General features: G+C 66.6%; 11 protein-coding genes. All 11 read right to left on the minus strand.

Annotated elements, in window-relative coordinates; genetic code table 11:
• Positions 1-19 precede the first annotated feature (19 nt).
• Complete coding sequence (locus NL115_RS05325) at positions 20-1,081, minus strand: DUF7289 family protein (protein ID WP_254832163.1); 1,062 nt, start codon at positions 1,079-1,081, stop codon at positions 20-22.
• Entirely contained in the window at positions 1,074-1,532 is a 459-nt protein-coding gene (locus tag NL115_RS05330; protein ID WP_254832164.1) for a DUF7266 family protein, read from the minus strand. Before NL115_RS05330 ends, NL115_RS05325 begins: the two co-directional genes overlap by 8 nt.
• Before the next feature lie 21 nt (positions 1,533-1,553).
• Entirely contained in the window at positions 1,554-2,795 is a 1,242-nt protein-coding gene (locus tag NL115_RS05335; protein ID WP_254832165.1) for a DUF7261 family protein, read from the minus strand.
• 69 nt (positions 2,796-2,864) lie between these two features.
• Positions 2,865-4,268 (minus strand): DUF7261 family protein, encoded by a 1,404-nt coding sequence (locus NL115_RS05340; RefSeq protein ID WP_254832166.1) that lies wholly within the window; start codon positions 4,266-4,268, stop codon positions 2,865-2,867.
• The gene (locus NL115_RS05345) at positions 4,265-4,897 is read right to left on the minus strand and encodes a DUF7288 family protein (protein WP_254832167.1); all 633 of its coding nucleotides are present in this window, start codon (positions 4,895-4,897) and stop codon (positions 4,265-4,267) included. The genes NL115_RS05340 and NL115_RS05345 overlap by 4 nt, the downstream gene beginning before the upstream one ends.
• Positions 4,898-4,958: 61 nt before the next feature.
• Complete coding sequence (locus tag NL115_RS05350; protein ID WP_254832168.1) at positions 4,959-5,780, minus strand: DUF7287 family protein; 822 nt, start codon at positions 5,778-5,780, stop codon at positions 4,959-4,961.
• Between the two features lie 7 nt (positions 5,781-5,787).
• On the minus strand, positions 5,788-7,818 hold the full coding sequence (locus tag NL115_RS05355; RefSeq protein WP_434084008.1) for a type II secretion system F family protein: 2,031 nt from the start codon (positions 7,816-7,818) through the stop codon (positions 5,788-5,790).
• On the minus strand, positions 7,815-10,274 hold the full coding sequence (locus NL115_RS05360; RefSeq protein ID WP_254832169.1) for a type II/IV secretion system ATPase subunit: 2,460 nt from the start codon (positions 10,272-10,274) through the stop codon (positions 7,815-7,817). The genes NL115_RS05355 and NL115_RS05360 overlap by 4 nt, the downstream gene beginning before the upstream one ends.
• A 232-nt stretch (positions 10,275-10,506) precedes the next feature.
• Positions 10,507-11,721 (minus strand): pyridoxal phosphate-dependent aminotransferase, encoded by a 1,215-nt coding sequence (locus tag NL115_RS05365; RefSeq protein ID WP_254832170.1) that lies wholly within the window; start codon positions 11,719-11,721, stop codon positions 10,507-10,509.
• Positions 11,718-12,266: an Lrp/AsnC family transcriptional regulator gene (locus tag NL115_RS05370; RefSeq protein ID WP_254832171.1), complete on the minus strand. Its 549-nt coding sequence runs from the start codon at positions 12,264-12,266 to the stop codon at positions 11,718-11,720. The genes NL115_RS05365 and NL115_RS05370 overlap by 4 nt, the downstream gene beginning before the upstream one ends.
• A 343-nt stretch (positions 12,267-12,609) precedes the next feature.
• Positions 12,610-14,226, minus strand: a complete 1,617-nt coding sequence (locus NL115_RS05375) for an HPP family protein (RefSeq protein WP_254832172.1) — start codon at positions 14,224-14,226, stop codon at positions 12,610-12,612.
• Between the last annotated feature and the right edge of the window lie 42 nt (positions 14,227-14,268).

Here is a 14,268-nt window from a genome sequence, read left to right on the forward strand (position 1 = left end):
ACCGACGGCGGACTGTTCCTTACCGGTAGATGACGTCCACACGCGTCGCCGTGGAATAGACGTTCTCGGCGGCGAGGCTGCACTCGACGGTCTCGGTCGTGGAGTCGCCGTCGATCTCGATGATGTCACAGGCCCCGGACCCGGCGCGGGCATCGAAGCTGCCGCCGGCCGCGGTGACCTGCTCCTCCAGGTAGTCGAGCCAGATATCGCTCCGTTTCTCCGAGGTCTGGATGCGGACCGTGACGTTGTACTCCTTGCTGCCGTCACCGTCGGGGTCGAGGTCACCGTAGTCGTTAACACCGTCGCCGTCGGAATCGAGATTCCCGTACTCGTGGTTGCCGTCGTTGTCGGGATCGAAATCGCTGATCTCGTCGGTTCCGTCGCCATCGAAATCGGGGTTGATTCTGAACTCGTTGGCGTCGTCTCCGGTAGTGTTGAATCTGAGAGTCTCTGGGTCGTCCTGGGCGATGGTGACCTCACGGGTGGCCAGCAACGTCCGCACGAGGACGGTTCGCTGGCTCCCGGTACTCTCGGGGCCGGTGTTCCGTGTCTCGATGACCGGCAGGATGAGCGTCTTCTCGGCGGCAGCGGCGTCATAGGTGAGCAGGAACGGCGGGTTCTTGTCCAGCACGGCGCCACTTGGGTCCTCACGGAACAGCGCGCCGTTCGAGTACAGGAGGTCGGTCCCGCCCTCGGCGGAGTAGACGATCGGCCGGTACTCGACGACTGAGGTGTTGCCGGTCCCCTTCATGTTCCGTATCGTGATGTTGGCCCGGACGGAGTCACCGAACTCCATCTGCGCGTCGGAGACCTTGATCTCGGTCGCCCGGCTCGGCGCCGCCTGCCGGTGGATGTCCCCGATGTTGTCCGCGAGCACGTCGAACGCACGCTCGGCGTTGTTCACCTGCTCGGCCGAGCGGGTGTCCTCCAGCCCGCCGATACCGGAGACGTACACCAGCGCGACGGTCGCGGCGATGAGCGAGAAGATGAGTGCGAAGCTGATGACCTCGCTCACGCCGCGGTCGGTGTCCCCCCCACCGTCCGGCGCGAACGCGCCGCGGGAGCGAGGGCGGTCAGACATTACGGACCACCAGTTCGTCGTCGCCATCCGGGTTGTAGACGACCTCGATATCCCCGCCGTCGACCGAGGTCTGTTCGAGGCCGCCGGGGGCGAACTGTGCCTCGACATCGACGCGGACCGTCACCTCCGGCTCGGCCGAGGTCAACCGGAGATGCGTCTCTCCACTCGTCACCACCGCCACCGTGTAGGCCGAACCGGTCACCCGATCCGGGAGGTTGCGCTGGACCCGGATGTTCGACGCGTCCGTGCCCACGAGCCGGTCCGCCGAAGCGATGTCGGCGGCGATCTGATGCCCGATGACCGTCAGCTCCGAGCGGGTGCTCGTGACGCGCTGGTCCTGCAGGAACCCGCCACCAGCGATGAGCAGGCCGGAGATGAGCAGCGCCGAGATGCCAAGCGAGAGAGCGTACCCGACGGTCGTCGAGACGGCCCGGTCGTCGAACTCACGCATCGTGGTCCACCCCCACCGCGCTCACGGCTCGTTCGGCGCCACCGTCACGTTCGATTCGTAACTCATGGAGTCCGACTGGTAGTCGAGGCTGACGTCGGCCGAGTAGATGGCCGGTTCGATGTAGGGGCTGTCGGGGCCGTACGGCGAGGTGTGCGCGGATGGGTCGGGGTGGGGCTGGTAGATATCCCCGAACACCGGGTCGTCCGACAGGAGCCCGAACAGGTCCAGTTCCAGGATATTCAGGCTGTCGTACCCGTTCTCGAAGCTGGTGGTCGACTCGTCGACGACGAGTTCGTAGTTCCCGGCGACCTGGTCGCCCTGGACGAAGAACAACTGGTACGACCCGGAGATTTCGGACTGGAACGCGAAGACGTCCCTGCAGGCACCGTCGTCTCCCTCCACCCGCCCGTTCGAGACATCGACAGTGAACGTGCTGTCTACGTCCTGGACCGTGCAGGTGCGCGTCGTCCCGGACCCGTCGTAGCGGTAGTACGTGATGTTCACGTCGTCGGGGTCCGCGTCCGAACGGTAGATGGCGAAGGAGTGGTCGACCTCGCCGGTGTCGCCGACATCGTAGACCACGGTGAACGGCGGGTCGTCGAACGACAGGTCGCCGATTCCGACCAGTTCGTCCCCGTCGCCACCCGTCTCCAGTTCCAGACCGGCCTGGAACGTTTCGATAACGCTGGCCTCGATTCCCAGCAGCGTATCGTCCCCGCGCAACTGGTCGGGGTCGATGTCCATGCTGAAGTCCCGAACCTGTGTCGCCCCGGGCGTCACTGACCAGTACTCCACGTTGATGGAACTGAGCAGCCCCGTCGTGAGGTCGACACTCACGACCGCGTCCGACTCCTCCGGCTCGAACGTCCCACCGTCGTCCTGCGTGATGCGCGTCCCGCGCGTGTACGGGTCGGTATCCACCACCCGTACGTCCACGTACTGCCCCTCGCGAGCGCTGTCGCGGACGGTCCAGTCCGACCAGCTGTCGATGGCGTCCTCGAAGTCGTTCTCCAGATTCCCGTACGACGCGTGCGAGTCGACATCGTGGTGGATGTGTTCCATCGCGACGCCGGCACCCTGTGTGGCCTCCCGTTCCAGCGTCACGATCTGACCGCTCTCCTGCTGGTTCGCGCGGGTCGCGAGGTTCTCCGCGTAGATGGAGGCGTTCAGGACCAGCGCGATACCCACGAGGACGATCGCGAGCGACAGCGCTCCGACGAGGATGAGCTGCCCGTTTTCCTGCCGCTCGCGAACGTCCCACATAGCTCGTTCGTGCGGTGAATGCGCTTCGAGCCGATATGCCTTTCGGCCATACTGGTGATAGCCGGCGATTCATAACGGGCACGCCCCGCTGGTGTCGGTATCGCCGTCGGCGTCGTGGGTCACGGTCCGGGTGCGCTCGGCCATCCCGTCGGTGACGGTCACGGCCAGGTCATAGGTGTTGTCCCAACCATCGGTGTCGGTGACAGAGAGGCTCCCCGTCTCCGACTCGCCCCCGATATCAGCGTCGTCTGTGTCGTCGGTGTCGACGACGGTCCCGGAGCTATCCACCAGCTCGAGGGTGACCTCGTCCAGATCGCCGTTCGGGTCCTCGACGGTCCAGGCGACGGTGAACGAGGCGTCCCCGTCGGTGGCGGAGTTGTCGGTCACGTCGAGCGAGGTGACCAGCGGCGTGTCCAGAGAGTCACCGGCCTGTTCGGGGACGACCTGTACCGTCGCGTCGCTCTCGGCCCCCTGGCTCCGGTAGCTCAGGTCGACCGTCCCGGCGTAGATGGCGGGGGCGCTGTACGGGGCGTTGCCGACCGTGGCGGCGTACGTGGTCCCGCTACAGGCGGCGCCGTAGTTCACGCGGTCGACCTGCTCGTCGAGGGATTCCTCGGAGGCGGACGGCCCGTCGGTCCGGTCGACGACGAGCCGGTAGGTCCCCATCGCCAGGTCGCCGTTGGTGACGTTCACCTCGTACGTGCCGCTCGCCTCGGCAACCGGACCGAGCGCGTCGCAGTACGCGCCGTCGACGGTCGGCCGCCCGGTCAGCGAGACGGTGGCGTCCCCGCCCTCGGCGTCGCACTCGCGGACGGCACCGGAGCCGACCTCACTGACCGCGACCCGAACAGTCGAGTCGTCGCTGTCCTCGTAGACGGCCACCTCGTGGGCCGTCCCCGTCGCGGCCGTCAGCGTCACCTCGAACGCGTCGCCGGTTCCGCCCGTCAGCTGGGTCGTGACCTCGCTCGTCGAGTCCGGTTCCGTCGGCTCGGCCGTCAGCTCGAACGCACGGATGTGAGCCGACGCGACCATCGTCCAGTCGCCGGCGGTCGTCGTCGCGTCACGGGGCGTGAAGTCGGTGCTCGCGTCGCCATCGACGATCTGGGTCCCCGGACGGCTCCCGTCAGTCGTCAGCTGGATGGCCTCGCCATCGAGCGACCGACGATTGGCGAGCTGGTCGGCCAGTATCTCGACCCGGGGCTGGTAGCGGTCGTCCCGAAGGGTGGCGAACGACTCGCCGGCACGGTCCTGGTTCGTGCTCCCGATGGCGTCTCCGACCCCGTCAGCGACCGTGCTACGGAACTCCTGGACCTCGGCGCTGGCGCCGCCGCTCTGTCGCGTCGCGAGGTTCTCGGCGAAGATGGAGCCGTTCAGTACCAGCGCGATGCCGATGAATATCATCGCGAGCACGATGCCACCGAGGAGGAGCAACTGGCCTCGGGCGGAATCTCGCCGGCCGGACCGCGCCGTCACATCCGCCACGCGACCACCTCGACGCGTACCACGTTGTACAGCCCGTCCGAGTCCGGGAGGTCGGGCGCGTAGAAGTCGCTCTTCCCCCAGCCGTCGCCCGGGCTGTCGTCATCCAGACACCGGCTTTCGTCGGTTGTCTCGTCTTCGTTCAGCATGCAGTCGCTGTCGTACAGCGTCACCGTCCGCGAGGCGCTGATGGCGTTGTCGCTCGGCCGGCCACGGTAGACCATCCGCTGGGTCACCCACGACCCGCTGCCGCCCTGGTAGGAGACGTAGACGTTGTACGCGATGGCGCGACCGCCGTACGCCATCGAGAGTGCCTCGCCGAACTCGTTGTCCGGTGGCCCGTTCGTGTAGTAGACGCCGGGGGCGCCGTAGAAATTGAACTCATCGTCGCTGTCCTTGTCGCCCCAGAACAGTACCGCATCCTTCAGGTGGTCGTCCTCGGCCGAGACCGCCAGCACGCCGTCGGCGACGGACTGCATCTGGTTCTCGATATGCTGGCTGGACGTACTGGCCGATAGCGGTGTCACGGCGGTCACCTGCAGGGCGAACGTCAGGCTCGACAGCAGCAGGATGGCCGCCACGACACCCTCCAGCGTGTGGGCCTGCCCACGGTCGCGGCTCACGGGCACACCTCGCGTGGACGCACGATAGGTACCGGTTCGGAGCGAGTGTACAAGTACCTCATCACCACACCCGTACGTAGACGGTCGCTCGGATGCCGTCGATGGTCACGATTCGCCGAGCCACAACGACCGAGCCGGAGTCCTCGGGCGGGTCCTCGCCGGCCTGGAAGGGGACATCGTAGTCGCCGTCCGAAGCGCCACAGTCAACCGACCCCGTGGTGTCGAAGGCCCCGTCCGGCGATTCGACGATTGTAGATGTGACGTTCGGATACTGATTCGAGTCGGGGTCCTCGTTCGCCTCGAGGCAGAGCAGGTTCCGCGTCTCGTTTCCGTCGGCGTCGCCCCGGATCTCGATCTGCAGTCCCGGCGAAAGTGCCCTGCTGACGCTCCCGTCGTCGGCGATTCCGGCGATACCGAGCCGCGCGTGGAGGTAGTCGGAGTCATCGGGTTGGGACACCTCGAAGTTGCAATCGTTGTTCTTCCAGAGGTTGGCTCGCGAGATGTCGAATCGATCCCGTGTCAGTTGGTCGTCGTTCGAGGTATTCAGGTCCTCGTCGTTGTCGGGGTCACCGTCGAGGTTCTCCGGCGCGAAGAACGCGACCGTGCACGCCTTGTCCAGCACGTACGGCTTCCCGGGGTCGGCCAGCGTTCCCTCGACGAGCTGGCTGGCCACGCGGTTCGCGATGATGGTGTCCTCGGTGCCGCTGTCGGCGAACGGTTGGATGAGGTTCGGTGTGAACGAGATGACGAACGCGACCGAGATGAGAAAGAGGCTCATCCCGACCGCGAAATCGAGCGTCGTCTGCCCGCGGCTTCGCCCGTCGTCGTCGCTGGGGCCGGGTGTGTCGCCGCGTGCGTCGAACGTGGGGGGCCTTGCCTGCATGCTGGCCTCAGAGGAACATGAACGTCAGTAGTGCGAACGTCGGCAGGACGACGGCGAACTTCAGCCCGGCCATCAGGCTCACGTCGCGCATGTAGCCCGCGATGAAGCCACTGATGATGGCCTGCAACGTGACGGCGTGGAAGAACAGCATGTTCAGCATGTTCACGTCCACGCCGCCGCTGAAGCTACCGCCGCCACCGCCACCGCCGCTCGACGCCTGCTGGGCCAGCCCCGCCATCACGTCGAGGAACTTCACCTTGAGGATGGCCATCACGCCCAGCAGCGTCATGTAGGTCATGATGATGATGACCGTCTGCATCCGCGTGCGGGACTTGCGGTCGCGCTCGATGTCGTCCTGGTTCTCGGAGGCCTGCGCCGCCGTCGAGAGGACCTGCGTGATCTGACTGGATGCCTCCTGGGCCTTCGAGATGAGCTTCATCGTCCGCGCGAGGCGGGGGATGTGGTACTTGTTGTTGAACTCCACCAGCGCCGTCTTCAGGCTGGTTCCGTAGTTCACCTTCGCGTACATCGTCTCGAACTCGTCTGACAGCTTCCCCGAGGAGGTGTCCGAGACGACCTTGATGGATTCGAGCAACGTCATCCCGGTGTCGTTGGCCGAGGAGAGCTTCCGGAGGTTGTCCGAGAGCTTGTCCGTGATGGCCCGCCGCGACCTGACGTTCCACTCGTAGAAGATGGTGAGCGGGATGAAGTTGATGTACAGCGGGGCGTACAGCCAGAAGAACGTCCCGAGGATGGGGCTGCCTTTCATTCCCTCCCACGAGGTGGGCGCCATCCCGGACAGGGCCGTGAACGCCAGCACGACCAGCGAGATGGGAAGCGTCACCCCCAGCACCGCGAGCGGGTGGTCCCGGAAGAAGTGGTGGGGTGACTTCAGTATCTCCATCAGCTCGTAGGTCCCCTCGCGGGACTTGATGCGGTCGAACAGACCGTACTCGCCGGTGTAGTTGTTCACGATGCCCAGGTCGAACATCGCGGTGTTGTCCGCGGCCGCGTCCGCGTCTCCCGGGTCGAGGTAGCCGTCACCGACCTCGTCCTGAACGACCGTCGACACGAGTACGAGGAACCCCGCACCGATGAGCGGGATGAGTCCGTAGACGGTCCCGTACAGCAGGAAGTCCTGGGCCTCGCCCAGCATCGACATGATGACGAGGATGATGATGAGCAGGAGCGGGAACAGCGACAGCGTCATGAACATCTCGCCGAACAGCTCCAGCGTCTCCAGCACCATCTCCTGTTCCTGCTTGGAGGTCCGCATCTGCTTCTCCTTCTGGTCGGACAGGAACTTCTCCATGTCACCGCCCGAGTTGATGATAGACAGCATGTCCGTGAGGAACTGGCTCAGCTCGTCAGATGGCGTCTCCATCGCCTGGTTCCGGATGGCCGTCCGGTAGTCCGTGTCGAAGTACTCCGTCTCGAGGACGATTGACTGGAACTCCTTCGACACCTCGCCGTACGTGTCGTCGGCCTTCGCCATCGCCTCGAGAATCTCGAGCTGGTTCAACCCACCCACCGACAGGGCGTACATGAACGACACCGAATCCGAGAGAAGGACGTTGATCTCCCGCTTGCGCTCGCCCGAGGTCATGTACGGACGAGCGACCATCGACCCGAAGCCGAGGCCGAACCCGATGAGCCCCATCACGATGCCGGTGACGATGATGAACGCCGGTATCTTGATGGCGTTCAGGAGCGCTGCGGTCGACTCGCCGACCGGCAGCCCGAGCAGGATGGGGACCTCGCTCAGCAGGACGCTGAAGACGAACCAGCCGGTGAACACGCCGAGGAACCACAGCACCAGCCCCACGAGCACGCCGACCGCGAGCGACCGAGAGAGGTATATCTCGACGGTCTCGGGCATCCGGGCCTCGGCCAGTTTCGTCTCGACGTTCGAGACGAAGTCGCCCTCCTCGTCGAACAGCCGCTTGTACATCGGGTAGAACAGGTCGCTGAGCGTGCCGCCTTCGCCGTACGACCCGCCCGCGCCGGCGCCCGCGCCACCCGCGGTGTCGAGGCTCACTCCTCGTCACCCCCCTCCTCGTCGTCGTCCTTGTCGAAGGCGAAGCCGCCGAAGTCGACATCGTCGGCCGCGCCGCCGTCGGCGGCGGCGGGCTCACCGGGGTCGGCATCCACGTCGAGTGCGGAGGCCAGGTCGCCCGAGCCACGACCGCGGTACTCCGTGAGCAGGTCCTCGGCGTTGTCGAGGACGTCGGCCGTCTCCTCGAGCATCTCCTCGCCGGCGTCCGGCCGTGGGACCATCTCTTCCTTCTCCGGGTCGATGTCGATCTCGACGGACTCCATCTCGCGGAGGTCCTCGAGGGACTTCTCCAGCCGGTCGCCGGCCAGCAGCCCCATGATGGTGTCGGGGTCGTTCATGAACGCCTGCAGGCTCGCCGCGACCTGCGTGTACGTGTTGAGGCCGTTCTCGATGAGGTAGGCGAGGACTACCTTCCGCTTGAAGATCTCCGTCTGCAGGCGGTCCTGGCTCCAGCCACGGTCGAACATGATGGTCTCGAGCGTGTTGGACTCGCCCATCTGGAGATACGTGTCCGTCTCGGCCTGCCACTGGTAGACGTCCTGGACGTTGATCTCGTCGTTCTCCGGGTCGTAGTGGTTGATCTCGGTCAGTGACTTGTTCCGGCGGACCTTGTGCCCGCGCACACGGGTCTGTGTCTGGATAGAGACCAGGTCCAGCGCCGTGAACATCGTCTTCGAGACGTTGATCGGCTCGGTGGTGAACCGCTTGATGACCTCGCCGACGGAGTCGGCGTGGAACGTCGTCAGCGTCGTGTGCCCGGTCGACATGACCTGGAACAGCGTCCGGCCCTCCTCACCACGGATCTCACCCATGACGATGTACTCGGGCCGCTGTCGCAGTGCGGCCTCCAGCAGGTCGAACTCGTCCACGTCACCCTTGTCGCCCTCCGAGAAGGAGGGTCGGGTGACCGACGCGATCCAGTTGCGCTGGGGCAGCTCGACCTCGCGCGTGTCCTCGATGCTCACAATCTTCGCCTTCGACGGGATGAACAGCGACACCGCGTTCAGCGAGGTCGTCTTCCCCGACGCGGTCCCGCCCGCGAAGATGAGCGACTTGTGGTTCTCGATGCAGAGCCACAGGAACGCCATCTCGTCCAGCGAGAAGGTGTTCCAGTTGATGAGGTCGACCGGCGTGAACGGGACGTCCTTGAACTGGCGGATGGTGTAGTTGGTCCCGTGGTCGGAGACCTCCTTGCCGAGCGTGAGCTGGGCACGCGAGCCGTCCGGGAGGGTCGCGTCGACCTGCGGCGAGCGCTTCGAGATGCCCTTCCCGGAGCGCTGGGCCAGTTTGACGACGAAATCGTCGAGTTCCTCTTTCCCGTGGTAGACGTTGGTGATGAGCTGCTCGTAGTCCGAGTGGTAGACGAAGACGGGCGAGTTGTAGCCGTCGACGGAGATGTCCTCGACGTTGATGTCGTGTTTGATGCCGTCGATGCGCTCGAAGCCGATGAAGTCCCGCTTGAGCAGGTAGAGGATCTTGTCGATCTGGTAGCCGGTGAGCGTCTCGGCGTCCTCCTCGATGACGGCGTGTTCGGGCCGGACCGTGACCTCACGGGCCGGAACGAGCGCCCCGTCGCCATCGTCGGTACCACCACTCATTCCGAGCGCGTTCTTGACCCGGGACATCACGTCGCCGCCGGCGATGCCGTCACCGGCGCCGTCGCCCTCCCCACCGGAGCTGGAACCGTTTCGCCGGGCGGCCCGGGCGCCCTCGGCGTAGAGGTCGTAGCGCTCCAGGAGGTTCTCGGTCTCCTTCTCGATGACGTTCGCGCGGGCGTCCTCGTTTCCCTCGACGATGACGTCGTCGCTGGAGTACTTGATGGCGGTCTTCAGTTTCGAGGAGAGGAACTCCCGCAGGTCAGACTCGATGGGCGTGAGATGGGGCTCGATGAGGTAGTACTTCTTCTCGTTCTCCTTCTCGGAGTGGAAGATGATGACGAAGGCGTAGGGCTTGTTCACCCAGTAGCGGTCGACCTCGCGGAAGTGGGTCTTCTTCGCTAGCGGCACGGCCTTCTCGAGGTCGTAGCGCGTGACGATGGTCGAGGAGCCGTCCTGTTCGCTGAAGAAGGCGTCCTCGTCGAGGTCCTCGGTGACGCTGACGGACCGGTCCTCGACGATGTCGGCGAGGGCCTCCCCCACATCCCCGGCCATCGCCAGTTGCCCCTCCGTCTGCTCGGGGTCGAAGCCGAGATACTCCGTGGGGTCGAACTCGATTCGCTGGCCGTTGTCGTCCGTCGGCGGATTACCGGCCTCGTCGTAGTAGTACTCCTCCTTGAACGCGTCCCAGTCGTACGTGCCGGCGACCACGGACGACTCTCCCGGTTCGACGTCGGCACTATCGGCGCCGTCCGCGCGAGACGCCTCGGACGCCTCGCTATCATCGACGGCGACCTCCCCCGCCTCCTCCGCGTCGCCGCCGTCTGCCTCGTCGATAGCCATTGAACAAGGGGTTGGTCCGAGTAGGGATATAAATTACGCCCACCTTAACTTCCCAGGGACCACCCTATAGAGGCATTTAGGGCCGTTCTACCGGGAATTCAGTTCCCGTCGCTGCCCCGGGGAGACCCGGATTATTTAACTGCTGTTCCGCCGTGCTACCGGTCGCCATTCCTGCCGGTCACGGCCGTCTCCCACGCTCTCGGAACCCGGCCGGCTCCCCGGTCGCCCCGGGTCAGTCGGCATCCTCGACGAACCGCTCCAGCCGGTCCATCGCCTCCTTCAGGTCGTCCAGTCCGGTCGCGTACGACGCACGGAGATGCCCGCCGCCACCAGCCCCGAACGCGTCGCCCGGGACCATCGCCACCGACTCGGCCTCCAGCAGGTCCTCGGCGAACGTCTCCGCGTCCGTCCACGGGTCGGGAACCTCCGGGAAGACGTAGAACGCGCCGGTCGCCTCGAAGCACTCCACCCCCATCTCCTCGAACCGCGAGAGGACGAACTGCCGGCGGCGGTCGTACTGCCGACGCATCTCGGCGACCTCGTCCGCACACGACTCCAGCGCCTCGATGGCGGCGTACTGGGCCGTCGTCGGCGCCGACAGCATCGCGTACTGGTGGACCCGGTTGATTGCCTCAATCGCCCCCGCGGGCCCCAGCGCGTACCCCAGGCGCAGCCCCGTCATCGCGTACGCCTTCGAGAAGCCGTTGAACACGACCGTCCGCTCGCGCATCCCCGGCAGCGCGGCGATGCTGGCGTGGTCGCCCTCGTAGGTGAGGTCGGCGTAAATCTCGTCGGAGAGCACGCCGATGTCGTTGGCCTTGCAGAACTCCGCCACTGGCGCGAGTTCCTCGACGCTCATGGTCGCACCGGTCGGGTTGTTGGGGAAGCAGTAGACCAGCAGGTCGGCGTCCTCGGCGCCCGCATCGCGCAGCACGTCGGGGGTCAACTTGAACTCGTCCGCGGCACGCGTCGGCACCGGCAGTACCTCCCCGCCCGCGAACCGGACGCCGGGCTCGTAGGAGACGTAACACGGCTGGGCGACCGCCACCGTATCGCCGGGGTCGACGAGCGCCCGGAACGCCGCGTCGATGGCCTCGCTCGCCCCCGCGGTGACGATGACCTCCTCGTCGGCGTCGTACGAGAGGTCCCACCGCTCGGCGTCCTCGGCGATGCGCTCGCGCAACTCGCGCATCCCCCGGTTCGCGGTGTAGGAGGTCTGCCCGCGCTCCAGCGAGGCGATAGCCGCCTCGCGTGCGGTCCACGGCGCGGTGAAGTCCGGCTCGCCCACGCCCAGCGAGATGACGTCGTCCATCTCCTCGGCGAGTTCGAAGAACCGGCGGATGCCCGACGGCGGGGTGTTCTGCACCCGCTGGGACGGGACGAGGGGGGCCTCGCTCTCGCCATCCTCGCCGCCGCCGTCCTCGCCCTCGGCCTCGTCCAGGCTCATGGCGTCACGGAGAGCCGGTCGTCGTCGCCGGTCTCCTCGAAGCGGTGGCCCGCCTCCTTGTACGTGTCCATCACGTAGTGGGTCACCGTCTGGGTGATCTCGGGGACGGGCGCGACCTTCTCGCTGATGAAGCGCGACACCTTGCTCATCGATGCCTCCTCGACCTCCAGGGCGAAGTCGTAGTTGCCGCTGACCAGCCGGAGCGCCTGCACCTCGGGGAACTGCGCCAGCCGGTCGGCGATGTCCTCGTAGCCGGTCTCGCGGTCCAGCTCCACGTTCAGCTCGACCAGCGCGTGGACGTGCTCGGCCTCGGTGACGGACTCGGCCCGCTCCCAGTCCACGACCGCGGCGTACCCCTGGACGACGCCCGCCGATTCGAGGTCGGCGATGACGTCCTCTACCTCGGCGGCGTCGAGCCCGGTCATCCGTGCGAGGTCATCGGTGCTGTAGCGGGCGTTCTCGCACAGCAGGTCGAGGAGTTCGGCTCGGGCCTCGGTCTCGTCCTGGCCGCCGTCGGCCGCGGCGTCGTCCGACTGGTCGCTCATACCTCGTTGGGGGTGCAGGGCGGACTAAACGCTTGCGAGTGCGTGCTAGGTGTGGGCGTGGAGGGGACGGAATCGGTACCAGGCCCTGAGCTCTCTCCCTCTACGCCTCACTCGCTCTCACGACGACAACAGCCACGACAGACTCGGGGAGAAAGCCCCCACACGCTCGACCGGTTACGACTCGCTGCGCTCTCTCGAACGACAGCGACCGACGGGGGCGAGGAGCGCAGCGAGTCGCGGCCGGTCAGGAGCGCGAGGGCTTCGGGTACGGGGTTGTCTGCTGGGATAATAAGCAGAAAGTAGACATTTCGATAAAAATTGCGAGCCAAGTGGTAAGAAGTAATTACAACTTGAAATTCCGGTCCAGAATAGCGAAATCACAGTCCAGTTCGTCCACGCGCTCGAACGTCGGTCGCGACACGAACCGCGACGCGGTCGACCGGTCCGAGGACGACCCGATGATGACGAGGTCGTAGCTCGCCGAGGCGCGGGCGAGGAACTCCGTGATGTCGTCCCGTGCGACCCGCGTCTCGACGCCGCCGTCGGCCGTCTCAGCCAGGTTCCCGAGCATCCGCTCGGCGTCGGCGCGCTCGCGCTCGCTCCCGATGCACTTGCAGACCGAGACGCGGCCGACATCGCCGGCCAGCCGGGTGGCGAAGTCGATCATCTTGTGTGCCACGTCGCCCGCGCGCCGGACCGGCACGAGGACATCGCGCCACTCGCCGCCGGAGGGATGCTCCGAGTCGGCACAGCGATGCACCAGCGTGTCCGTGTCGCTGTGGAACAGCTCGTGGATGTAGCCGGCCAGCCGGTCGCCGTCGGTCTCGTAGGGGGTGACGATGAGGTCGCAGCTCGTGTCGTGGGCGGCCTGCACGATGGCACGGCCGGGCGTCTCGGGCGTGGTCTCGGCGACCAGCACCTCCGTCGGAACACCGTAGGCCGCCTCGATGTCGGCGGCCCGCGACTCGAGGTCCATCGCCGACGCCGCGGTCGCGAGCTGCTCGGCGAGGGTGTCGGCGCCCCCGGGCGCCGGCGCATCCGCCGTTGCCTCGTCGGGCGAGGTGCCCGCCGCGAACTCGTCACCGGACCCGGGGTCGGCATCGTCACCCGACACGTCGTCGGGGGTCGTCGTGCCGCCGTCGGGACTCGGGGACTGCCCCTCCTCGACGACGGCGACGCGGTCGGCCGAGCGGTCCGCCTCGGGGACCTCCGACGCGGCGGCCGCGAACTCCTCGGGGTCAAGCAGGCCGAGGAGCACCACCTTCGCGCCCTCGTGTGCGGCGGCGATGCGGGCACCCAGGCGCGCGGTCTCGCCCGGGTGTGCACCGCGGACGGGAACGAGCACGCGGTCGTCGCCGCGCGTCGAGGTGTAGAGGTAGCGCGCCCGCTGGTCGAAGAACCGCTCGCGCCACAGGAGGAACACGCCGGCGACGAGGATGCTGGAGGTGGCGACGCTCAGGACGTACGTCAGGCGGTCGGTTCCGGTGACGAGGACGAGCAGCGCCGTCGAGAACGCCGACGGCTCCTCCAAATCGAGCGCCCACGTCCCGGCGCCCGCCAGAAAGACCGCCAGCGCGGCTCCCTCGGGCGTGACCTCGAGGGCGTTCACGGTCGTCCCCTGCAACCAGGCGGAGGCGTTGACCGCGACCAGACCCGCGACCGCGCCGAACGTCAGCCCGCCCACGAACCGCCGGGGCGAGGCGAACGCCCCGTCCGGGTCGTAGAACAGCGTGTACGTTCCGGATGCCAGCGGCGGGAACAGGAGGAAGGAGATCTGCTGCACCTCGCTCGAGAGGAAGGTGACCGCCGCGATCAGCAGTGGCACGAGCAGGAGCGCCGAGAGGTGGATGAGGTTGTTCGTGTGCTCGAGCCACGCGCGGAACCCCCGGACCTCACGCCGCTCCAGCCGCCGCAGCCGGGACCACGCCGACTGCAGGCGCCCCCGGAGGTCGTCCTGCATGACTGAAGACGTGCGGGCGCGGCCAGTAAACCGTTCCGCCAG

It is taken from the genome of Haloglomus salinum (assembly GCF_024298825.1).
In the GTDB taxonomy this organism is placed as follows: domain Archaea; phylum Halobacteriota; class Halobacteria; order Halobacteriales; family Haloarculaceae; genus Haloglomus; species Haloglomus salinum.